This window comes from Streptomyces spiroverticillatus (assembly GCA_014650415.1).
GTDB lineage: Bacteria > Actinomycetota > Actinomycetes > Streptomycetales > Streptomycetaceae > Streptomyces > Streptomyces spiroverticillatus.
This window is the reverse complement of record BMUX01000001.1, coordinates 267363-288921: the sequence shown is the minus strand read 5'-3', so window position 1 is coordinate 288921 and position 21559 is coordinate 267363. Positions and strand designations below refer to the sequence as shown.

The 21559-nt window shown below is 69.8% G+C and carries 18 protein-coding genes; 9 read left to right on the top strand and 9 right to left on the bottom strand.

Annotated features, from left to right (window positions below; translation table 11 throughout):
* Positions 1-15: 15 nt before the first annotated feature.
* Positions 16-2433, top strand: a complete 2418-nt coding sequence (locus IE269_RS01330; RefSeq protein ID WP_189820789.1) for a transglycosylase domain-containing protein — start codon at positions 16-18, stop codon at positions 2431-2433.
* Between the two features lie 76 nt (positions 2434-2509).
* Here IE269_RS01330 and IE269_RS01325 read toward each other — a convergent pair whose 3' ends face one another.
* The 3 genes from IE269_RS01325 to fomD form a co-directional block, all read right to left on the bottom strand.
* Positions 2510-3982 (bottom strand): catalase, encoded by a 1473-nt coding sequence (locus tag IE269_RS01325; RefSeq protein WP_189820788.1) that lies wholly within the window; start codon positions 3980-3982, stop codon positions 2510-2512.
* A gap of 163 nt (positions 3983-4145) precedes the next feature.
* Positions 4146-6170, bottom strand: a complete 2025-nt coding sequence (locus IE269_RS01320; RefSeq protein WP_229897384.1) for an ATP-binding SpoIIE family protein phosphatase — start codon at positions 6168-6170, stop codon at positions 4146-4148.
* 308 nt (positions 6171-6478) lie between these two features.
* Positions 6479-7171: a cytidylyl-2-hydroxypropylphosphonate hydrolase gene (gene fomD / locus IE269_RS01315; protein WP_189821335.1), complete on the bottom strand. Its 693-nt coding sequence runs from the start codon at positions 7169-7171 to the stop codon at positions 6479-6481.
* Positions 7172-7303: 132 nt separating this feature from the next.
* Here fomD and IE269_RS01310 point away from each other — a divergent pair, with 132 nt between their 5' ends.
* The 3 genes from IE269_RS01310 to IE269_RS01300 all read left to right on the top strand — a co-directional run bounded on the left by IE269_RS01310 (position 7304) and on the right by IE269_RS01300 (position 9255).
* On the top strand, positions 7304-7462 hold the full coding sequence (locus IE269_RS01310) for a hypothetical protein (protein WP_189820787.1): 159 nt from the start codon (positions 7304-7306) through the stop codon (positions 7460-7462).
* 4 nt (positions 7463-7466) lie between these two features.
* Entirely contained in the window at positions 7467-8795 is a 1329-nt protein-coding gene (locus IE269_RS01305; RefSeq protein WP_189820786.1) for a hypothetical protein, read from the top strand.
* A 109-nt stretch (positions 8796-8904) separates the two neighbouring features.
* Positions 8905-9255 (top strand): winged helix-turn-helix transcriptional regulator, encoded by a 351-nt coding sequence (locus IE269_RS01300; protein ID WP_189820785.1) that lies wholly within the window; start codon positions 8905-8907, stop codon positions 9253-9255.
* A 75-nt stretch (positions 9256-9330) separates the two neighbouring features.
* Here the strand turns inward: IE269_RS01300 and IE269_RS01295 are convergent, their stop codons facing one another.
* On the bottom strand, positions 9331-10230 hold the full coding sequence (locus tag IE269_RS01295) for a trypsin-like serine peptidase (RefSeq protein ID WP_189820784.1): 900 nt from the start codon (positions 10228-10230) through the stop codon (positions 9331-9333).
* Between the two features lie 16 nt (positions 10231-10246).
* The gene (locus IE269_RS01290; protein ID WP_189820783.1) at positions 10247-11800 is read right to left on the bottom strand and encodes a ricin-type beta-trefoil lectin domain protein; all 1554 of its coding nucleotides are present in this window, start codon (positions 11798-11800) and stop codon (positions 10247-10249) included.
* A 106-nt stretch (positions 11801-11906) separates the two neighbouring features.
* Between IE269_RS01290 and IE269_RS01285 the strand changes: the two genes are divergently transcribed.
* Positions 11907-13331: a class II fumarate hydratase gene (locus IE269_RS01285; protein ID WP_189820782.1), complete on the top strand. Its 1425-nt coding sequence runs from the start codon at positions 11907-11909 to the stop codon at positions 13329-13331.
* Between the two features lie 250 nt (positions 13332-13581).
* Here IE269_RS01285 and IE269_RS01280 read toward each other — a convergent pair whose 3' ends face one another.
* On the bottom strand, positions 13582-15252 hold the full coding sequence (locus tag IE269_RS01280) for a fumarate hydratase (RefSeq protein WP_189820781.1): 1671 nt from the start codon (positions 15250-15252) through the stop codon (positions 13582-13584).
* A gap of 175 nt (positions 15253-15427) precedes the next feature.
* Between IE269_RS01280 and IE269_RS01275 the strand changes: the two genes are divergently transcribed.
* Entirely contained in the window at positions 15428-16123 is a 696-nt protein-coding gene (locus tag IE269_RS01275; protein WP_189820780.1) for a DUF1707 SHOCT-like domain-containing protein, read from the top strand.
* Between the two features lie 149 nt (positions 16124-16272).
* Entirely contained in the window at positions 16273-16656 is a 384-nt protein-coding gene (locus tag IE269_RS01270) for a WhiB family transcriptional regulator (RefSeq protein ID WP_189820779.1), read from the top strand.
* Between the two features lie 167 nt (positions 16657-16823).
* Here IE269_RS01270 and glpX read toward each other — a convergent pair whose 3' ends face one another.
* Positions 16824-17855 carry a class II fructose-bisphosphatase gene (gene glpX, locus IE269_RS01265; RefSeq protein WP_189820778.1) on the bottom strand — a complete coding sequence of 344 codons (1032 nt, stop codon included), beginning with the start codon at positions 17853-17855 and terminating at the stop codon, positions 16824-16826.
* A 175-nt stretch (positions 17856-18030) separates the two neighbouring features.
* On the opposite strand from glpX, the gene IE269_RS01260 reads away from it, so the two are divergent.
* Positions 18031-18621, top strand: a complete 591-nt coding sequence (locus IE269_RS01260) for a DUF4245 domain-containing protein (protein WP_189820777.1) — start codon at positions 18031-18033, stop codon at positions 18619-18621.
* A 124-nt stretch (positions 18622-18745) separates the two neighbouring features.
* Here IE269_RS01260 and IE269_RS01255 read toward each other — a convergent pair whose 3' ends face one another.
* Complete coding sequence (locus IE269_RS01255) at positions 18746-19336, bottom strand: malonic semialdehyde reductase (RefSeq protein WP_189820776.1); 591 nt, start codon at positions 19334-19336, stop codon at positions 18746-18748.
* Between the two features lie 236 nt (positions 19337-19572).
* Between IE269_RS01255 and IE269_RS01250 the strand changes: the two genes are divergently transcribed.
* Positions 19573-20508, top strand: coding sequence for a GT-D fold domain-containing glycosyltransferase (locus tag IE269_RS01250; RefSeq protein ID WP_189820775.1), 936 nt, complete (start codon positions 19573-19575; stop codon positions 20506-20508).
* 95 nt (positions 20509-20603) lie between these two features.
* Here the strand turns inward: IE269_RS01250 and IE269_RS01245 are convergent, their stop codons facing one another.
* Positions 20604-21518, bottom strand: coding sequence for a LysR family transcriptional regulator (locus IE269_RS01245; RefSeq protein ID WP_189820774.1), 915 nt, complete (start codon positions 21516-21518; stop codon positions 20604-20606).
* Positions 21519-21559 lie beyond the last annotated feature (41 nt).

The window sequence follows — 21559 nt, the reverse complement described above, 5'->3', positions numbered from 1 at the left end:
CGGAGCGACTGACCCATGGGTCGAGCGGATGAGCGCAGGGCCCGGCAGTCCGGCGGTTCACGCCGGGCGTCGCGGGCTCCCCGGAAGAGCGGCATACGCCGGCTCTTCACCTGGAAGAAGGTGCTGGGTACGTTCTTCGGGCTCTGCCTGTTGGGAATGGGAGCCTTCGTCGCCCTGTACATGGCGATCGACATCCCCGAGGGCAACGCCTCGGCGAGGACGCAGAGCAACGTCTACAAGTACAGCGACGGCAAGACGGTCATCGCCCGCACCGGCAGCGGCGAGTACGCCCGCGAGAACGTCTCCCTGGACACCATCCCGAAGAAGGTCCAGCTGACCTTCGTCGCCGCCGAGAACATGTCCTTCTACGAGGACCACGGCATCGACTTCAAGGGCACCGCCCGCGGTCTGCTCAACACCTTCTCCGGCAAGGGCAAGCAGGGTGGTTCGACCATCACCCAGCAGTACGTCAAGAACTACTACCTGACGCCCGAGCAGACGGTGACCCGCAAGCTCAAGGAGCTGGTCATCTCCCTGAAGGTGGACCAGAAGTACGACAAGGACGTCATCCTCCTCGGGTACATCAACACCAGCTACTACGGGCGCGGCGCCGCCGGAATCCAGGCCGCCGCCCAGGCGTACTACCGCAAGGACGCCTCCAAGCTGACCGTCGAGGAGGGCGCCTACCTGGCCGCCCTGCTCCAGGCGCCCAGCAGCTACGACGTCCTCAACGCGACCCCGACGAACAAGAAGCTCGTCATGGACCGCTGGAACTACGTCCTGGACAACTTGGTCAAGATGGGCGAGCTCCCGCAGGCCGACCGGGCGAAGATGACGTTCCCGATGCCCAAGCCCGTCCAGCCCAACCGGGGCATGAAGGGCCAGGCCGGTTACCTGATCGAGGCCGCCGAGCAGCAGCTGAAGGTCCGCGAGCACCTCACCGACGAGGAGCTGGCGGCCGGCGGCTGGACGATCACGCTCAACATCGACAAGAAGCGGCAGCGGGAGCTGGAGAAGGCGGTCGACCGCCAGCTGGAGTCCAAGCTCGACCGCAAGAGCAAGAAGAAGGTCGACCGCAACGTCCAGGCGGGCGGGACCTCCGTCGACCCGAAGACGGGTGCGGTCGTCGCCCTGTACGGCGGCGCGGACTACCTCAAGCACCAGATCAGCAACGCCACCCGCACCGACTACCAGCCCGCGTCCACCTTCAAGCCCGCCGTCTTCGCGGCGGCGCTGGAGAACGGGTCGGAGACCCAGGACGGCGAGAAGATCACCGCCAACACGATCTACAGCGGCAAGAGCCGCCGGCCCGTCGTGGGCGAGGGCGGCGGCGGATACGCACCGCAGAACGAGGACGACGAGTCGTACGGCGACATCGACGTCCAGGAGGCCACCGACAAGTCGGTGAACTCCGTCTTCGCGCAGATGATCGTGGACGTCGGCGCGCAGCACGTGAAGGACACCGCGATCAAGCTGGGCATGAAGGACCGCGGCGACTTCGGCGCCAGTCCCGCCATGGCCCTGGGCACCATGAAGGCCAACACCATGGACATGGCGGCGATGTACGCCTCGCTCGCCGCCCACGGCAAGAAGGTCGTCCCGTCCATCGTCAAGACGGCCGAGCACAAGGACCGCACCATCACGCCCAAGGGCTTCGCGGACGGCGAGGGCATCAGCCGCCAGGCCGCCGACACCGTGACCTCCGTACTGGAGCACGTGGTCCAGGAAGGCACCGGCAAGGCAGTCCGCAGCGGCAAGTACAACGCGGCGGGCAAGACCGGTACCTCCGAGAACAACCGCTCCGCCTGGTTCGCCGGCTACACCCCGGAGCTGGCCACCGCGATCGGCATCTTCGGTGAGGAGGCGGAAAAGGGCCGCCAGACCACCCTCACCGGCGCCGCCGGCGGCGGCCGGATGAACGGCTCCAGCTTCCCGGCGCGGATCTGGGCGGACTACACGCTCGGCGCACTCGACGGCGGCTCGGACACCAAGTTCGACCTGGAGATCAAGGAGGGCGCCGGCTGGGAGCCGCCGCCCCCGCCGCCCCCGAAGGAGACCAAGCCCCCGGAGGAGACCAAGCCGCCGGAGGACAAGGAGCCGGACAAGGGCGACGAGCACAAGCCCCCGACCGGCGAGAACCAGGGCCAGAACCAGGGCAACAACAACCAGGGCCAGGACCAGGGCCAGGCCAACCAGGGCCAGAACCAGGGCGGCGACAACCAGGGTCAGAACCAGGGCGGAAACAACCAGGGCCAGGACCAGGGTCAGACCAACCAGGGCCAGAACCAGGGCGGCAACAACCAGGGCCAGACCGGCGGCAACGGTGACAACCAGGGCCAGACCGGCGGCGGTGGCGAGCACCAGGGACAGACCCAGGGCCAGGCCAACCAGGGTCAGAACCAGGGCGGCGACGACGGCGGCGGATGGGGATAGCCCCACCCGCCTGAGCGGGACGACGGCCCCCACCCTCTCCACGAGGGTGGGGGCCGTCGTCGTACGGTCCCGTCAGCTACTTCTGGAAGCTCGCCGACACCCGGTCGCCCAGGTCCTTGTCCACGTTCCGCCAGTACGCGAACGCCCGCTCCAGGACCGGCTTGCTCACCCCGTCCGACAGATGCCCGACGATGTTGCTCACCAGCCGCTCCCGTGCCGCGTCGTCCAGCACCTCGCGCACCAGCGTGCCCGCCTGGCCCCAGTCGTCGTCGTCCCGGCGCAGCGTGTACGCGTGGTGCACCATCTCGCCCGCCGTCGCCCAGCCCGCGGGCTCGCCGAAGCGCTGGGTGTCGGCCGCCGGGCCGCCGTAGGAGTTGGGCGCGTACACCGCACCGGTCCGCGACGGCTCGTACCGCATCGGACCGTCCTTGGAGTACGAGTTGACGGCGGACCGGGGCCGGTTCGGCGGCAGCTGCGCGTAGTTCGGGCCGATCCGGTACCGGTGGGTGTCCGGGTACGAGAAGAGCCGGCCGAGCAGCATCTTGTCCGGGGACGGGCCGATGCCCGGCACCAGGTTCGACGGCTCGAAGGACGCCTGCTCGATGTGGACGAAGAAGTCCTCCGGATTCTCGTTCAGGGTCATCCGGCCGACCTCGATCTCGGGGTAGTCCGCGTGCGGCCACACCTTGGTGAGATCGAAGGGGTTGAAGCGGTAGTCCGGCGCCTCGTCGAACGGCATCACCTGGACGTACAGCTTCCAGGAGGGGTGCGCGCCGTTCTTGATCGAGTCGAAGAGGTCGCGGCGGTGCACGTCCCCGTCCTGGCCCGCCAGCGTGTCGGCCTCGTCCTGGGTCAGGAACTCGATGCCCTGCTCGGTCTTGAAGCGGTACTTCACCCAGAACTTCTCGCCGCCCGCGTTCACCCACAGATAGGTGTGCGAGCTGAAGCCGTCCATGTTCCGGTACGTCTTCGGGATGCCGCGGTCGCCCATCAGCCAGGTCACCTGGTGCGCCGACTCCGGCGAAAGCGTCCAGAAGTCCCACTGCATGTCGTGGTCGCGCACCCCGCTGTCGGGGCGGCGCTTCTGCGAGCGGATGAAGTCCTGGAACTTCATCGGGTCACGGACGAAGAAGACCGGGGTGTTGTTGCCGACCAGGTCGTAATTGCCGTGCTCGGTATAGAACTTCAGCGCGAAGCCGCGCGGGTCCCGCCAGGTGTCGGGCGAGCCCTGCTCACCGGCCACCGTCGAGAAACGGGCCAGCATGTCGGTCCGCTTCCCGGGCTGGAAGAGGTCGGCCTTCGTGAACTGGCTGACGTCGTTGGTCACTTCGAAGAAGCCGTACGCACCCGAGCCCTTCGCGTGCACCACCCGCTCCGGCACCCGCTCCCGGTTGAACTGGGCCATCTTCTCGATGAGGTAGTGGTCCTGGAGCAGGATGGGGCCGTCGGGCCCGACGGTGAGCGAATGCTCGTCGCTCTCCACCGGGATTCCGGCGTTGGTGGTGGTGTACGGGGCGGTCTGCGGCGCCTTGCGAGTCTCCTCGGTCACGAGCGTCCTCCCGGGGATTGGTGGGAAATGGGTCGCTACGTCCGACTGCCCCAGTCAACCCCGCCGACACTGCGTCGGCAACACTTGGACGAAATCCAGGCCAGGCCCCCTTCGCCGCGCCCCAGCCGGGACCCCTTCCCCCCGCCCCGGCCCCCCGCCCCGGCTAGGACTCCTCCTCGGGCTCCTTCGCCGCCCCCGGCAGCCCCAGCTCGAACCAGACCACCTTCCCGCTGCTCAGCCGGGTCGCACCCCACTTGCGGGCCAGCCGGTTCACCAGGAACAGACCGCGTCCGCCTTCGTCGGTGTCCCGAGCCCGCCGCTGCCTCGGCAGCTGCGGCGAGTCGTCGCCGACCTCGCAGCGCAGTACGCCGGTGCGCAGCAGCCGCAGCGTCACCGGCCGTTCCGCGTACCGCACGGCGTTCGTCACGACCTCGCTGACCAGCAGCTCCACCGACTCCGACAGCTCCTCCAGGCCCCAGCGCTCCAGGGCCCGGCGGGCCAGTCTTCGGGCCCGGCCCGGGGCCTGCTCCTCCGGTTCCAGGAACCAGTACGCGACGTCGCTCGGCGCGATCCCGTCGAAACGGGCCGCGAGCAGCGCGATGTCGTCGTCCCGGTCGCCGGGGCCCAGCATGTCCAGGACGTCGTCGCAGAGCGCCTCCAGCGGCGGCGGATGGTCCGGTCCGGTCAGCTGGGCGGTGGCGGCGAGACGTTCCCTCAACTGCTCGATGCCCGTCCACACGTCCCGCAGCCGGGACTCCACCAGGCCGTCCGTGTACAGCAGCAGGGTGGCCCCGGCGGGGGCGTCCAGCTCGACGGCCTCGAAGTCGACGCCGCCGACGCCGATGGGCGCGCCCGGCGGGACGCGCAGCACCTCGGCCCGGCCGCCCAGGTGCAGCAGGATGGGCGGCGGGTGGCCGGCGTTGGCGATGGTGATGCGGTGCGACACCGGGTCGTACACGGCGTACATGCAGGTCGCCATGCGGTCCGTGCCGAGCCGCTGGGCCTGCTCGTCCAGGTGGTGCAGGACCTCCTGCGGCGGCAGGTCCAGGCCCGCGAGGGTCTGTGCGGTCGTCCGGAACTGGCCCATGATCGCGGCCGAGGTCATCGAGTGCCCCATGACGTCGCCGACGACCAGCGCCACCCGGGAGCCGGGCAGCGGGATCGCGTCGTACCAGTCGCCGCCGACCCGGGCCGTCTCGGCGGCCGGGAGGTAGCGGGAGGCCAGCTTCACGCCGGTGGGGCGGGGGAGCGAGTCGGGCAGCATGGTGCGCTGGAGCTCGTCGGCGATGTACGCCTCGCGCCCGTACAGCACGGCCTTGTCGATGCCGAGCGCGGTGTGCGTCGCCAACTGGGCGGCGACGAGGAGGTCGTTGGCCTCGAACGCGACGCGCTCGGGCCTGCGCAGGAAGACGGCCGCACCGATCACCCGGCGGCGGCCCCGGAGCGGGGCGAGTATCGCCCGCCGTCCGTCCGGCAGCCCGCAGTCCTCGCCCAGCAGGTCCGGCAGTGCGACCCGCGCGGACGGCGCGTCGCCGAACACCGGCCGCACCCCGCGCAGCACCTCCGCCAGCGCACCCCCGGACTCCACCTCGCACAGCTGCTTCGCCGGAGAGCCGTCGCCGACCACCGCGTCCAGCTCCTCACCGGCCGGGCCCTCGGCGGTCGTCCGCAGCCGGTCGGTGCGCCGCAGGCGCAGCACGGAGGGGACCGCGGGGCGCTCGTCGCCGACCGGCAGCGGGTCGCGCAGGTAGACCAGGATCGCGTCGGAGAACGTCGGCACCGTCGCCCGGCACAGGCCGAGCACGATCTCGTCCAGGTCGATGCCGCGCGCGATCCGCCGGGTCGCGGCGCCCACGAACCGCAGCCGGTCGCCCTCGGTCCTGGCGGGCGGCCCATCGGCGGCACCGCCCGGCGGGTCGGCGGGCGGGGGTACGGTCGGGCCGCCCGGGGGAGGCACGACGGGACCGCCGGGCGGCGGCGCGGCGGGCTGCGTCTGCGCGGCCGACGTCTGCGTCTGTGCCTGCATGGCCGACGCCTGCGTCTGCTCCGGCACCTGGGACCGGTCCTGGGGCCGGTCCTGCGGGCGCGGCCCGGCGTCGTCCGGCTCCTGGCGCGGCCGGGTGCGTTCGTGCGGCCCGGCAACCAGGGGCTGCCGGCCTTCGTGCGAGGTGGACTGCTGCTCCGTCACGCGTGGGGTTCCGTCCGTCCGGGGAGCTTGTGCGATGCAATCGCTTTGTGCGATATACCCGCTCTGCGGGCGGCGTCGACAGAACGGTGGCCTGGGAACGTTACAGACTCGCCCGCACTCGCGTGCGCATTCGGCACCGTCTCCGGCGTCCTCGCGCGACTCTTCACAGATCCACCCCCCTGCGGTGACATACGGTCAGGTCCAGCTCCGCGCCCGGTAGTTACCGCATTCTGCTCTGAGTGATCACGGGGTGCGCAGCCTTCCGGAGGACGATCCTACGTTTGGACCCAGGGGGCGCATCAAGAGTCTCACGTCGTCATGTGCGCCGGGGTGCGGTCCCAGTCATCCGGCAGCTCCGGCACACCCCAGCGCGGGTCCGGACGCCAGTTCTCCCACCCGTCGGCGAACGGGGCGGCCCACGCCTCGACCTCCCGCACCGCCGCGAGCCCGGCCTCGCGGACCCGCTCCGCCTGCTCCTCGCCCAGCAGACCGACCCGGCGGGCCTCGGCGAACTCGTCCTCGTCCAGCCACTGCCAGTGCCGGTCGGGGGCCACCGCGATGTCCAGGAAGTGGTCCCGGGAGTCCACGCCGTGCTCCCAACGGGCCCTGGGCTCCTCCAGGTTCACGTACCAGTTCTTGAACCGCCAGCCGCGCTCCCAGAACAGCCACACCGACCAGGGGTCGCCCGGCCGGGCCAGCTTCAGCACGCCCGTCCCGAACCACTGCGAGGTGGTCGTCGTACGGGGCTTCGTGTACCGGGTCGCCAGGGGCTCCTGGTGCACGGAAGTCCCGTCCGCCAGCACCGGCTTGACGCACTGCGTGCCCGGGGCCATCCACACGGCGAGAAGCTCGTCCGTGTCCTGCACGACGGTGACGGGCCGGCAGATGTGGAAGCTCTCCGAGGCGTTGTCCCGATACCGCCAGAGAATGTGCTCCCCGGGCGTCCATCTGCCCCCGCGGCTCCCGTCGTCCCCGCGACTCCCACCGGCCCCATTGGTCATCTGCTCTGTCATATCCAGATTTTAGGAGTACGTTCCGGGCCGCCCCGGCGGCTTCCCCCCCCCTACGGCATTCGGGGGCACCCCCCGCGCCGCCTCACCGCCGCGCGCCACCGGGTGACCGAGTGTGGGCGGATGACCTCACGCCTGCCCTTCCTCGCCGCCGCGCTCCTCGCCGGGGCCTTCGCCCTGGCGCTCGCCCCGGCGGCGTACGTCCAGGCCGACACCCCGGGCGGCGACGGCCCCTTCACCGAGCACGAGCCGGACGAGCTCCGTGCCCCGATCTTGGGCTGACCGCATGGCGACGTCCGCTCCCCGCTGGGCCCGTGCCGCCGCCCGGGCGACGTACGCCCTGCTAGGACTGTCGCTCCTCGCCACGGCGCTCTGCGCGTACCTCTACTTCCACCGTGACCGGCCCCACCCCGGCCACACCGAGCGCTCCGGCTGGGCGCCGTTGCTCCTGGCCTGCTGCGCGACCGCGCTCTTCGCCGCCGCCGTGGTGTTCAAGCCGTATCTGCTGACCGTTCGCCGCTGTGCCCTGATGGCGACCGCGGCGACGCTGATCTTCGCCGCCGGCATCGGCGTGACCTGGCAGATCGTCACCCACGACCGCATCACGGACACCATCGTCGGCACCCCGTTGCTCACCCAGCGCGACGCGAGCGCGTTCCTGGCGAAGACCCTCCCGGGCGTCGCGCTGCGGCAGATCCCCACCGGGGTCTTCGTCCAGAGCTCGAAGTTCACCTCTCCCGAGGAGGTGGAGATCAGCGGCTACGTGTGGCAGCGGTACGGCAAGGACGTTCCCGAGTCCAGCATGGGCGTCGTCTTCCCCGAGGCCACCGAGGGGTACGACGAGGTCAAGGAGGCGTACGACACCAGGAGCACCGACGGCCGCCGGCTCAAGGGGTGGCACTTCAAGGTGACCCTGCGCCAGGACTTCAACTACAAGCACTACCCGCTCGACAAGCAGAACGTCTGGCTGCGGATGTGGTCCAGGGCCACCTTCACCAATGACGTCCTGGTGCCCGACTTCGCCGCCTACCCGCCCTGGGAGTACGGCCGCATCGGCCTCGACCAGGACACCGTGACCTCTGGCTGGAACCCGTACTACACGGGCTGGAGCTTTGGCATGCACGAGTACACGATGACGCAGGGGCTGACCGACTGGGACAAACCCTTCAAGTCCGCGCCCGAGCTGTACTTCAACGTCGGCATGGAGCGGGAGTGGGCGGGCCCGATGATGGGGCGGCTGATCCAGTCCTTCTTCATCTCCGCCGTGCTGTTCCTGGCCCTGTTCGTCTACACCAAGGACGACAGCAAGAACCCTCGCTTCGGCTTCTCGACGTGGACGGCGATCTCGTTCGCCGTGACGCTGCTGCTCGTGATCGTCGTCGACCAGCAGCAGATCCGGCAGATCGCGGGGGACACCTCGCTGACGTACCTCGAATACCTGGCGATCTCGCAGTACATCGTCATCATGGGCATCTTCGCGAACGCCATCCTGCTGGGCACGGACACCAATCGCCGCCTGCTGGAGTGGCGCGACAACATGCTGGCGACGCTGCTGTACTGGCCGGTGCTGGTGGGGCTCTTCTTCTGCTTCACGGTGGCGGTCTTCGCGGCTTGATCCGTACGAGGAGGGGGCGCGGGCGGGAAGCGGTGGTGTCGGTGGGGGAGGTCATGATGGACTCCAGGCGGGATGAAGGCATGCGGAAACGAGGGGCGGGTGTGCTGAGTTGAGGAACGTGCCGTACCAGTGCGGGCTCGACGCGGCCGTCGACGTCATCGACGGCAAGTGGAAGGTGCTGATCCTGTGGGCGCTGCACGAGCGCCCGCGCCGCTTCGGGGCGACGAGGCGGGAGCTGCCCGGGATCAGCGAGAAGGTCCTCGCGCAGCAACTGCGCGAAATGGAGGCCGACCTGATCGTGCACCGCGAGGTGTACGAGGACACGGCGGTGCCCCGCGTCGAGTACTCACTGACGGAACTGGGCCGCGAGCTGCACGACGCACTGGGCCCGCTGGGGGCATGGGGGAACCGGCGGATACGGATGCTTCAGGAGCTGGAGGAGTCCTCTCTGGCCGGGTAGGGGGGAGCGGTTCGGGACGGCTCCAGCCTCCACCCGGCGAGAGGGGCGATCAAGTACCCACTATTTGGTGGGTGGTTACTTCTCGGTCAGTGCTTCCTGGCTCTGGAACAGGCCCTTCGCGGTCCTGTTGAACACCGCCCCCCAGGCCACGTCCTTGAACGCCTCGCCCCGGGGCCGGGCGCTGGTGACCGCGACCTGGACGTCCTCGCCGCCGGGCAGCGGGGCGTACCAGGGGCCGCCGCTGGCGCCGTTGGTCATCCGGCAGGGCTTGAGCTGGGACCCGCCGGCCAGGCGGTCGTCCTTGACGGGACTGGCGTTGCCCGCGCAGAACTGGAGCGTTTTCCCGTCGTACGGCGGCATGAACGGGTAGCCGAGCGCGGTGCGCGTCCCGCCGGGCTTCGCGTCGAACACGGCCCGGCTGGAGCCGACCACGTCCTGGACGTGCCGCCCCCAGTCGTCGGTGTCCAGGGCGACGAAGGCGAAGTCGGCGGCGTGGTCCTCGCGCTCGGTCCAGGCGCGGTCCACGGCCACCGAGCGGGCCGGATAGCTGCCGTACGGGGTGGCCCCGTCGTCGTACCCGGGGACGAAGAGCAGCGACTTCATCGCGCCGCCCGCCGCCTCCAGGTGGACGCAGTGCCCGGCGGTGGCGACGACGTCGCGGTTGGCGGCGGTGACGACGGCGGCGGTGCAGGTGGCCTTCTGCCCGCCGGGCAGCACCATGAAGAGCCGCCCGATGTGCGAGACGCTCTCGGCGCTGCCCCGCCAGGGGACCCCGGCGGGCGGCCCGTCGTCGCGGGAGTCCAGGGCCCGCTCGCGGACCTCCCGGGCGTCGGTCGCGGCGACCGCCTCCCGCATCCGCTCGGCGGTCCAGTAGGCGCGTACGGCATCGGCGTCCTCTCCCATGGGGGAAGGAGAGGACGCCGGCGCCAGGGTCGCGGCGAGTGCCGCGACGGTGACGGAGAGTGCTGTGATCATGCTCCGAACGTAAGGGCTACGCGAACTGCTGGCTCGCCGAGCCGTCGCACGCCCGCAGCTTCAGCGGGTCCTTGGCCGCCGACAGGGTGACGCACAGCCCGGCCGCGGCGGCCGGACGCAGGGTGCCGCCCTGACGTACGAACTGCTGGTTGGCCGCACCCGAGCAGTTCCACAGCACGAGCCCGGCCCCCGGCTCGTACTTCGCACCGGGCACGTCCAGGCACCGGTCGTGGCTCAGCTCGGTCCGGAGGGACTTCTGCGTGGAGTCGTACCACCAGCCCTGGTTGCGGCCGCCGTGGCAGTCCCAGCCGCCGACGGCGGTCCCGTTGCGGGTGACGGACCCCGGGGCGTCCACGCACGTACCGGTCCCGCTGTTCTTGAGCGGCTTGTACGCGTCGTCCCAGGCACCCGGCGTCAGGACGGGCTTGCCGGTCGAGGCGGGATCGGCGCAACTGGCCTCCCTCAGACCGGAGTTGTAGATCTGGGTCAGGCAGGAGGCGAAGGCGCGGTGGCCCTGGATGTTCGGGTGGAAGGACTGCCGGACGGAGTTCTCGTCGGGGGTGCCCGGCTTGCTCAGGTCGATGTAGAGACCGCGCGCCCAGGTGTCCTCCGAGCAGACCTCGTGCCCGTGGAAGAGCCGGGAATTGTCGAGGTACGTGGCCCCGGTGGAGGCCGCGGCCTTGCGCATCCCGCGCTCGAAGGCGGGCACGGCGACGTTGCGCCCCCAGGCGGTGTCGGAGTCGTAGCCGAGGCCGCCGCAGGCGAGCTTGCCGGGGAAGTTCGGGTTGTCCTTGAAGTCGGGCCCGATCGGGCTCGGGTACCCCATCACCACGAGCTTGTAGTCGGAGTCGGCGTACCCGGCCCCGGTCATCGTCGTCCGCAGATCCCGGACGGTCTGTTCGACCTTCGGCACCAGCCCATCCACCCGGGCCTGCCACCCGCCCGCGTACTTCGACTCGCACGGCCCCTGAAGCGTCAGATACCTGGTCACACAGTCCGTCATGACCGGCCCGAACTGGAGGTCGTCATTGGCCCCGGCGACCAGCACCACCATCTTGATCTTCGTGTTCCGGGCCTTGATCGCCAGGCTGTCGCTCTGCACCAGCTCGTCGGCGTACTGCTTGCTGCCGCCGATCCTGATGTTTCCGGTGTAACCGCCCGAGCAGGAGACGTTGTACGTCACGTCCGCGCCGATGGAGGTCTTGTGGATCGCGGCATCCGGCGACCGGTGACACCAGTTCGTGGGCCCGTTGGTCGGGGCCTCGTACGTCCCCGTCCCTTCCCCCGAGATCTCACTGTCCCCGAGCGAGATCAGCCCGGTCTTGCGCTGCGCCATGGGCCGCTCCTCGGGCGACCCGTACAGCTTGGTCGCCTCGGCGGCGCGGATCGCCTCCAGCTCGGGCGGCAGCGGGGCGGACGCGGCGGGAGCCGCTGCCTCGGGGGCCGCTGCTTCGGGGGCCGCCGCCGATGCGGTGGCGGTCATGCCGCCGACGGTCGTCGTGAGGACGGCGGTCAGGGCGAGGGTGCTGCGCCGGAAATTGCTGCGGAATCTGTGCCTGGTGCGCGTCATTGCGCCTCCCCGGTTGGTTGTTACCCGAGGTATTTACTGGCCGGTAGCGCACTTGGGAATAGCCAGAACCAGACAACTGCTCAACTTTCACAGGAGGTACGTGACGATGACCGAGAAGACCGAGCAGACCGGCAACGACGCCCCCGAGGGCTACCGGATCGAACACGACTCGATGGGAGAGGTACGGGTCCCGGCGGACGCCAAGTGGCGCGCGCAGACGCAACGGGCCGTGGAGAACTTCCCGATCTCCGGCCAGCACCTGGAGCGCGCCCACATCGAGGCCCTCGCCCGCATCAAGGCGGCCGCCGCGAAGGTCAACGCCGAACTGGGCGTGCTGGACAAGGACATCGCGGCTGCGATCACGGCCGCCGCCGACGAGGTGGCCGACGGCGACTGGGACGCCCACTTCCCGGTCGACGTCTTCCAGACCGGCTCCGGCACGTCCTCCAACATGAACATGAACGAGGTCGTCGCGACCCTGGCCTCGGAGCGCCTCCCCGGCTCCCCGGTCCACCCGAACGACCACGTCAACGCCTCGCAATCCTCCAACGACGTCTTCCCCTCCTCGATCCACATCGCCGCGACGGCAGCCGTCACCCACGACCTGATCCCGTCCCTGGACCACCTGGCCGCCTCCCTCGACCGCAAGTCCTCCGAGTTCGCGTCCGTCGTCAAGTCGGGCCGCACCCACCTCATGGACGCGACCCCGGTCACCCTGGGCCAGGAACTCGGCGGTTACGCCGCCCAGATCCGCTACGGCGTCGAACGCCTCCGCGCGTCCCTCCCCCGCCTGGCCGAACTCCCCCTCGGCGGCACGGCGGTGGGCACGGGCATCAACACCCCGCCGGGCTTCTCCGCCGCCGTCATCGCGGAGGTCGCCCGCACGACGGGCCTCCCCCTGACCGAGGCCCGCGACCACTTCGAGGCCCAGGGCGCCCGCGACGGCCTGGTCGAGACCTCCGGCCAGCTCCGCACCATCGCGGTCTCCCTCACGAAGATCGCCAACGACCTGCGCTGGATGTCCAGCGGCCCCCGCACGGGCCTGGCCGAAATCAACCTCCCCGACCTCCAGCCGGGCTCCTCGATCATGCCGGGCAAGGTCAACCCGGTCGTCCCGGAAGCGGTGCTGATGGTCGCCGCCCAAGTCACGGGCAACGACACGACGGTCGCCGTCGCGGGCGCAGCGGGCAACTTCGAGCTGAACGTCATGCTCCCCGTCATCGCGAAAAACCTCCTCGAATCCATCCGCCTCCTCTCCACCTCCACCCGCCTCCTCGCGGACCGCACGATCGACGGCATCACGGCGAACGTCGAACGCGCCCTGGAGTACGCGGAGTCGTCCCCGTCGGTGGTAACGCCTCTGAACAAGTACATCGGCTACGAGGAGGCCGCGAAGGTCGCCAAGAAGGCCATCGCCGAACGCAAGACGGTCCGCGAGGTCGTGATCGAGGGGGGTTACGTGGACCGGGGCGACCTCACGGAGTCCCAACTGGACGCCGCGCTGGACGTCCTGAGCATGACGCGGCCGTAAGGGCGGGCAACGGTGTGGGGCGGCGCCCCGAGGGCCCTGCGGCTCCGAGTACCCGGCGCCCGAGGTGCAGGCGGGGGCGGCACCTTGGGGCCCCCGCCGCCCAAGGGGATGGCTGCGGAGAGGGGGGCACCGCCCAAGGGGGCTGCGGGAAGTGGGATGGCGGCCCCGCCGCCCGAGGTGGCTCTGCGGGAGAGGGGGGGCAGGCCCCCGGACAAGCGCGTCCCTGCCCCCGCCCCCCGGAGGGAATCCCTCAGCCCAGTCCCGGGCCCCGGACCGGAATGTTCGTGACCAGCGGCGGTGCCGCAGGAGCCGTGAAGAAGTCGTTGCCCTTGTCGTCGACGACGACGAACGCCGGGAAGTCCTCGACCTCGATCTTCCAGACCGCCTCCATCCCCAGCTCCTCGTACTCGACGACCTCGACCTTCTTGATGCAGTCCTGCGCGAGCCGGGCCGCCGGCCCACCGATGGAGCCGAGGTAGAAGCCCCCGTGTGCGGCACACGCATCCGTGACCTGCTTCGAGCGGTTGCCCTTGGCCAGCATGACCTTGGACCCGCCCGCCGCCTGGAACTGCTCCACGTAGGAGTCCATCCGCCCGGCCGTGGTCGGCCCGAAGGACCCGGACGCGTACCCCTCGGGGGTCTTGGCCGGGCCGGCGTAGTACACCGGGTGGTCCTTCAGGTACTGCGGCATCTCCTCGCCCGCGTCCAGCCGCTCCTTGATCTTCGCGTGCGCGATGTCACGGGCGACGACCAGCGGGCCCGTGAGGGAGAGGCGGGTCTTGACCGGGTACTTGGTCAGCTCGGCCAGCACCTCGTCCATCGGCCGGTTGAGGTCGATCCGTACGACGTCCTCGTCGGAGGACGAGAGGTGTTCGTCGGTCGTGTCCGGCAGGAACCGCGCCGGGTCCTTCTCCAGCTCCTCCAGGAAGACGCCCTCGGCGGTGATCTTGGCGGTGGCCTGGCGGTCGGCGGAGCAGGAGACCGCGATGGCGACCGGCAGGGATGCGCCGTGGCGAGGCAGTCGCACCACCCGCACGTCGTGGCAGAAGTACTTGCCGCCGAACTGCGCCCCGATCCCGATCTTCTGGGTCAGCTCGAAGACCTTCTGCTCCAGCTCCTGGTCGCGGAAGCCGTGGCCGGTGGGGGAGCCCTCGGACGGCAGCTCGTCCAGGTAGTGCGCGGAGGCGTACTTGGCCGTCTTCAGGGCGAACTCGGCGCTCGTACCGCCGACCACGATCGCCAGGTGGTACGGCGGGCAGGCGGCCGTGCCCAGCGAGCGGATCTTCTCCTCCAGGAACTTCATCATGGAGGCCTCGTTGAGCACCGCCTTCGTCTCCTGGAAGAGGAAGGACTTGTTCGCCGAGCCGCCGCCCTTCGCCATGAAGAGGAACTTGTACGCGCCCCCGTCCGTCGCGTACAGCTCGATCTGGGCGGGGAGGTTCGACCCGGTGTTCTTCTCGTCCCACATGTTCAGGGGGGCCATCTGCGAGTAGCGCAGGTTGAGCTTGGTGTAGGCGTCGAAGATGCCGTGCGAGAGGGCCTTCTCGTCCTCGCCGGAGGTGAGCACGTTCTGGCCGCGCTTGCCCATCACGATCGCCGTGCCCGTGTCCTGGCACATAGGCAGCACGCCCGCCGCCGCGATGTTCGCGTTCTTCAGGAGGTCCAGGGCGACGAACTTGTCGTTGCCGGACGCCTCCGGGTCGTCGATGATGCGCCGCAGCTGCGCCAGGTGCGCGGGGCGCAGGTAGTGCGAGATGTCGTGCATGGCCTCGGCGGCCAGCTTGCGCAGCGCCTCGGGCTCGACCTTGAGGAACGTACGCCCGTCGGCCTCGAAGGTGGAGACACCCTCGGCGGTCACCAGCCGGTACGGCGTGGTGTCCTCTCCCAGCGGCAGCAGATCGGAGTACGCAAACTCTGGCATTTCGGCCATTCCTCACTAGGCAGGCAGACGGCGACGCATGCCTCCATTGGCAGCGCGCCTCTCAGCGTATGACGCGACGGGACCGGCCCGCGGGTGAGGTCTGCCTCACCTGAAGCCCCGAGAGACCGCTTCCCGCCCCCTGTCGCGATCTATCGCGTTTCGGTACGGTGTCGGGGTGGACCTCGAAAAGAAGCCCCAGCAGTCGCCGCAGCCCCTCCCGTACGCGGAGCCCGCGGACGCGGCCCCCGCCCTGCGCGCCTCCGACGCCGACCGTGACCGCGTCGCGGACATCCTGCGCGAGGCGCTGGCCGAGGGGCGGCTCGACGCCGAGGAGCACGGCGAGCGCATCGATGCCGTCTACCGCGCCAAGACCGTCGCCGAACTGGAGCCGCTGGTACGGGACTTGCCCGCGCCCGGTGGCCCCGCCCCCGCCCCGGGGCCGCAGGCCGCCCCGTACGCGTACGACGCGAGCCGGTCGAGCGAGCCCACCGAGAGCCTGGTGGCCGTCCTCAGCAGCACCACCCGCAAGGGCCGCTGGCGCATCGGGGCCCGTACGAACGCCTTCGCGCTGTTCGGCAACATCGAGATCGACCTGACCGAGGCCCTCTTCTCGCAGCGCCTCACCACCATCAACGCGACCTCCGTCTTCGGCAACGTCGAGATCACCGTCCCCGAGAACATCACCCTGCGCGGCAACGGGAACGGCATCCTCGGCAATTTCGAGATCCGCACCCTGGAGGCCGCCGATCCCGAGGCGCCGGTCGTCGTCATCAACGGCATGGCGGTGCTCGGCAACATCGAGGCGAAGCCCAAGCGCGGCAAGCTCATCGCCGACCTGCACGATCGCCTGCGCAAACACCTCGGGCACTGAGCCGCGCAGGAAGCACGGGGGACACACGGAGGGACACGCCGGGGGCACGCGTACTGGACATGGTTCGAAACCCTGTGCATAGGCGTCGGCACAGCGGGTAGGGACTGCGCATCGTCGCTCGCTCGCGAAGCCGTCGTCAGGAGTAGACCGTGCTGCAACCGCCGCATCAGTCCTTGCAGGTCGCGTCCGTGCCCGCGCAACGTGTTCCGGCACCGGTCCGTGATCAGCGGGACCAGGCCGGCCCCTGGCACACGGAGGCGGTGTGCCGCCGGGACGAAGCCGGGCTGTTCTTCGCCCCGTCGAAGGAGCCGACCGCATCGAGGCTGGCCCGCGAGGAGGCCGCGAAGCGGGTCTGTGCCCGCTGTCCGGTGATGATCGCGTGCCGCGAGCACGCCCTCCTCCAGCCCGAGCCGTACGGCGTCTGGGGCGGCCTGACCGCCGCCGAGCGCCGGGTGGTGCTGGCCAGGCGCCGCCGCCGCGAGATGGAGCTGAAGTCGGCACCGGGGGCGGGGGACCACCGGATCGCGGGCTGAGAGGGCTGAACGGGCTGAGAGGGCTGAACGGGCCGGCAGGCCGGACGGGCCCGACGGGCCGCATGCGTACGCGTACGCCGCCGAAGGACTCGGCACCGTACGCCGAAGGGGCGGCCACCTTCCGCGAGGTGGCCGCCCCTTCGGCGTACGTACGAGACCCGCCGCGCCTACTTCGCGCGGTCGAAGTCGATCGCGCTGTACGCGCGCAGCTTCGACAGACGGTGGGTCGAGTCGATCTGGCGGATCGTGCCCGACTTCGAGCGCATCACGAGGGACTGCGTGGTCGCCGTCGCCGAGCGGTAGCGGACGCCGCGGAGCAGCTCGCCGTCGGTGATGCCGGTGGCGACGAAGAACACGTTCTCGCCGCTGACCAGGTCGTTCGTGTGCAGGACGCGGTCCAGGTCGTGGCCGGCGTCGATGGCGCGCTGCCGCTCGGCGTCGTCCTTGGGCCAGAGCTTGCCCTGGATGGTGCCGCCGAGGCACTTGATCGCGCAGGCGCTGATGATGCCCTCGGGGGTGCCGCCGACGCCCATCAGCAGGTCGACGCCGGTCCCTTCGCGCACCGCCATGATCGAACCGGCGACGTCGCCGTCCGAGATGAACTTGATGCGCGCGCCGGTCTCCCGGATCTCCTTGACTATCCCCTCGTGGCGGGGGCGGTCGAGGATGACGACGGTGACGTCCTCGGGGGTGGAGTTCTTGGCCTTGGCGACGCGGCGGATGTTCACCGCGACGGGGGCGTTGATGTCGACGAAGTCGGCCGCCTCCGGGCCCGTGACCAGCTTGTCCATGTAGAAGACGGCCGACGGGTCGAACATCGTCCCCCGGTCGGCCGCGGCCAGCACGGCGATGGCGTTGGGCATGCCCTTGGCGTTGAGCGTGGTGCCGTCGATCGGGTCGACGGCGATGTCGACCTCGGCGCCGGTGCCGTCGCCGATGTGCTCCCCGTTGTAGAGCATCGGGGCTTCGTCCTTCTCGCCCTCGCCGATGACGACGACGCCGTTCATCGACACGGTCGACACCAGGGTGCGCATGGCGTTGACCGCCGCGCCGTCCGCACCGTTCTTGTCGCCGCGGCCCACCCAGCGCCCGGCGGCCATGGCGGCGGCCTCCGTGACACGTACGAGCTCAAGGGCGAGGTTGCGGTCGGGAGCCTCGGCGGGGACTTCGAGCTGCGACGGAAGCTGGTGCTCGGTCATCGGTGAGCAACCCTTTCTGTTCTGCCTGTGTGGCTGCACGGGTGCGGCGGCGGTAGTGCGACTCTATCCGTACATCGACAAAATGAGCAGAGGGGGTGCACGTATGAGCGGCATATCGGTTACGTCCCCGGGCGGGACGGGGTCGCGGCCGACCCGCTGAACCCCATGGGGGACCATGGAGGGCGTGGCAGCGAAGCGTGGCAATCAGAAGATCCGGGACATGGTGCTCTCGATGGTGGTCATCGGGGCCGTGGTCGCCCTCGTGTACACCGTCATCCCGCACGACGAGGACGCGGACCCGATCAAGCCGGTCGACTACCGGGTCGAACTCAGTACGGCCCAGCGGTCCGCCCCCTACCCGGTGCTGGCCCCCGAGGGCCTGCCGAAGGAGTGGCGCGCGACCTCGGTGACGTACCGGGGGAACCAGGGCAAGGCCTGGCACCTGGGCTTCCTCGACCCCGAGAAGGAGTACGTGGCGGTCGAGCAGTCGACCAAGGACCCGGCGAAGTACGTCCCGGAGGTCACCCTCTCCGCGAAGAACTCCGGCAGGACGGAGCAGATCGGCGACGCCGCCTGGCAGGTGTGGAAGGGCGAGAAGTACGACGCCCTGGTGCGCACCGACAAGGGCGCGACGACGGTCGTCCTCGGGACGGCGAAGGACGAGCGCCTGGTGGAGATGGCGAAGGCGCTGAAGCCGAAGGCGGCGGAGCCGGCCGGCTCGCCCGCGGCTCCGTCCGCGCCTGCTTCGCCCTCCGCTCCGAAGTAACCCCCGGAGACGAGGCGATCCCCGGAGACGAAGCAGCCCCCGGAGACGAAGCAACCCCCGGACATACGGAAGGGGCCGCCGCACCTGCTCGGTGCGACGGCCCCTTCTGCTGTGTCCTTCGGACTCAGACGGTCGTGATGACCTCGTCCTGCTCCAGACGCGGGGAGCGCGGGAACCAGGCGTCCTCGCCCGGCTTGCCGATGTTGATGACCATCAGCGGGGTGTGGTCGTCGTCCAGGAACTCCTTCTGGACGGCGGCGAAGTCGAAGCCCGTCATCGGACCGGCGGCCAGACCGGCGGCGCGGACGCCGACGATGAAGTAACCGGCCTGGAGGGTGGCGTTGACCAGCGCGGCCTGCTCGCGGACCGGACGCTCCGAGAAGAACATGTCCTTGGCCTGCGGGAAGTGCGGGAGCAGCGCCGGGAGCTCGTTGTGGAACTCGTTGTCGGCGGAGAGGATCGCGACCAGCGGGGCGGTGCGGGTCTTGGCCTGGTTGCCCTCGGCCATCAGGCCGACGAGGCGCTCGCGGGCCTCCTCGGAGCGGACCAGCGTGATGCGCAGCGGCGACTGGTTGAACGCGGTCGGGCCGTACTTGACCAGGTCGTAGATCGCCTGGACCTGCTCCTCGGTCACCGGCTCGTCGGTGAACGTGTTGGCGGTGCGGGCCTCGCGGAAGAGGAGGTCCTGGGCGGCGGGGTCAAGAACGAGGGACATGCGTCGTGCCTTCCAAACGTGCGGAGGATCAAGCGATGTCGCCACCGTAGAACAGCTTTAGGTTAAGTTTCAACTAAACCGGGGTGATCGTGGCAGGGCTCACATCCTCCCACCGGGGTGAAAGGCGTGGTGCGCGAGGGTGCGGAGGGGCCGCACGGCAGGCCCGAGGGCCGTGTTCACCGCCGATGTACCGTTCATCCACCGATTCCACCCACACGTGAGTCCGAGGAACCTGTATGGCATCGATCCGCCGCTCCGTCGGAAAGGCCCGCAAGGGCATGGGGGAGCTCGTGAGGTCCGCCCGGACCTTGAACGCCACCCGCGCACGCCAAATGGAACTGATGGAGCAGACCCACAAGGAGCTGGTGTCCATCCGCCGCGAGCTCTTCTACCAGCGCGAGTACCTGAACGTACTGCGCTACGAGGCCTTCTCCCCGACGGGCCGACAGGTCAAGGCCCTCACCGACAGCGTCCAGTACGACCTGCGGCAGACGCTGGAGCTGGTGGCGGAACGCAAGCTGAGCTTCGCGCGCTTCGGGGACGGCGAGTTCCGGACCATGTTCCGGTACGACTACAACCTGGCGTTCCAGCCGAACTCGCCCGAGCTGCGGGCCGCGCTCCGCAAGGTCCTCTCCTACGACGGGTACGACGCGGAGCGGCTGCTGATCGGCCTGCCGCACCCCTACCTCCAGAACCTGCACTGGCAGTCGGTGTGGCTGGACATGTGGGAGGACTTCCGCGAGGTCGTCGACCCGGAGCAGAAGTACGGCGACGCCCACGTCACCCGCCCTGTCTTCTTCGAGCAGCTCCCCGACGACGGGGTGGACCTGTGGCGCCGGCTCTGGGACGGCAAGCGGGTCTGCGTGGTCACCGGCCGCAACTCGCGCTTCGAGCTGCTGGACGAGTTCTTCGGCAACGTACGGGACGCGGAATTCATCCACTCCGTGCCCACGAACGCGTTCGAGGACGTCCCGCGCCTGGTCGACGAGGTCAAGAAGACCGACGCCGACCTCTTCCTCATAGCCCTCGGCCCGGCCGGCACCGTGCTCGCCGCCGAGGCCAGCAACGCGGGCAAGTGGGCGGTGGACACCGGTCACCTCTCCAACAGCTGGCAGCACCAGGTGCAGAAGGCGCCGCTGCCGGAGAAGCTGCCGCGCATCATCGGTGCCTGACGGGTCTTGTCCCCCTGTTCTGTCCCGTTGTCCTGTGTCGCCCCGCCGGTCTCGTACGACTCCCGTACGACTCTCATGCGATTCCCGTACGACTCTCATGCGACCGGCGGGGCGACGACGCCCTCCAGGGTGCGCAGGACCTCTTCGGCGAAGAGCCGGCCGGCCGGGCCGTGGCCGTGCTTCTCGCGGCGGACCAGGGAGAGGATGTTGTTGCTGAACGCCCGGTCGCTCACCGGCCGGAAAGCGAGCGTTCCGCTCTGCCGCTCCTCGGCGATGTCGAATTTGCTGAGAAAGGCGATGGCGTCCCCCGAAACGGCGAGCCGCTTCATCGTCTCGATGGAATTGGTGTGAAACGCCGGTTCGACCTTGATCCCGGCCTCGACGAACGTGTCCGCGATGATTCCGTGAATCACCATCGACCGGTCCGCGAATACGAGCGGATGGGCCGCGCAATGCGCCAGCGGAATGGACTCCATGGCAGCCAGCGGATGCGCCGGCGCGAGCACCGCACCGAGCCGGGTGGCCAATTGCCAGCAGATTTCCAGCTGCATGGAGGGCGGCACGTTGAATCCCAGCCCGAGATCGGCCTCGCCGTCCAGTACGGCCCGCAGAATGTCGTGCCCCGACATCGCCCGGATCGAAATCCGTACCTCGGGATAACGGGCGTAGAAATCCGCCGTCGCGGCGGCGACGACACCACTGGCCAGACCGGTCATGGTTGCGATCACCACCTCCCCGCTCGGCTGCGCGTGCAGGTCGCGCATCGCGGCCACGGCCTCGCGGTAGTCCAGCAGGGTCCGGCGCGCATGCGCCAGCAGGACCTCACCCGCGGGCGTCAGCCGCATACCGCGCGGCATGCGCTCGAACAACGCCTCGCCCAGTTCCTTCTCCAGCAGCAGGAGTTGCCTGTTGATGGCCGACGGAGCGACGTGCAGCCGCGCCCCCGCAGCCCGGATGGACCCGCAGCGGGCCACCTCGTCGATGTAGTGCAGCACGCGTGAATGCAGCATGACGGCCTCCCCGGCGGGACCGTACCGGACCGTACGCAAAA

What these genes read in the sequence shown, in the direction of transcription:
- IE269_RS01330 (WP_189820789.1), top strand. Translation starts at nt 16, where the DNA reads ATGGGTCGAGCGGATGAGCGCAGGGCCCGGCAGTCCGGCGGTTCACGC.
- fomD (WP_189821335.1), bottom strand. Translation starts at nt 7,171, where the DNA reads ATGACCAATGGGGCCGGTGGGAGTCGCGGGGACGACGGGAGCCGCGGG.
- IE269_RS01310 (WP_189820787.1), top strand. Translation starts at nt 7,304, where the DNA reads ATGACCTCACGCCTGCCCTTCCTCGCCGCCGCGCTCCTCGCCGGGGCC.
- IE269_RS01305 (WP_189820786.1), top strand. Translation starts at nt 7,467, where the DNA reads ATGGCGACGTCCGCTCCCCGCTGGGCCCGTGCCGCCGCCCGGGCGACG.
- IE269_RS01295 (WP_189820784.1), bottom strand. Translation starts at nt 10,230, where the DNA reads ATGATCACAGCACTCTCCGTCACCGTCGCGGCACTCGCCGCGACCCTG.
- IE269_RS01290 (WP_189820783.1), bottom strand. Translation starts at nt 11,800, where the DNA reads ATGACGCGCACCAGGCACAGATTCCGCAGCAATTTCCGGCGCAGCACC.
- IE269_RS01285 (WP_189820782.1), top strand. Translation starts at nt 11,907, where the DNA reads ATGACCGAGAAGACCGAGCAGACCGGCAACGACGCCCCCGAGGGCTAC.
- IE269_RS01280 (WP_189820781.1), bottom strand. Translation starts at nt 15,252, where the DNA reads ATGCCAGAGTTTGCGTACTCCGATCTGCTGCCGCTGGGAGAGGACACC.
- glpX (WP_189820778.1), bottom strand. Translation starts at nt 17,855, where the DNA reads ATGACCGAGCACCAGCTTCCGTCGCAGCTCGAAGTCCCCGCCGAGGCT.
- IE269_RS01260 (WP_189820777.1), top strand. Translation starts at nt 18,031, where the DNA reads ATGGAGGGCGTGGCAGCGAAGCGTGGCAATCAGAAGATCCGGGACATG.
- IE269_RS01255 (WP_189820776.1), bottom strand. Translation starts at nt 19,336, where the DNA reads ATGTCCCTCGTTCTTGACCCCGCCGCCCAGGACCTCCTCTTCCGCGAG.
- IE269_RS01250 (WP_189820775.1), top strand. Translation starts at nt 19,573, where the DNA reads ATGGCATCGATCCGCCGCTCCGTCGGAAAGGCCCGCAAGGGCATGGGG.
- IE269_RS01245 (WP_189820774.1), bottom strand. Translation starts at nt 21,518, where the DNA reads ATGCTGCATTCACGCGTGCTGCACTACATCGACGAGGTGGCCCGCTGC.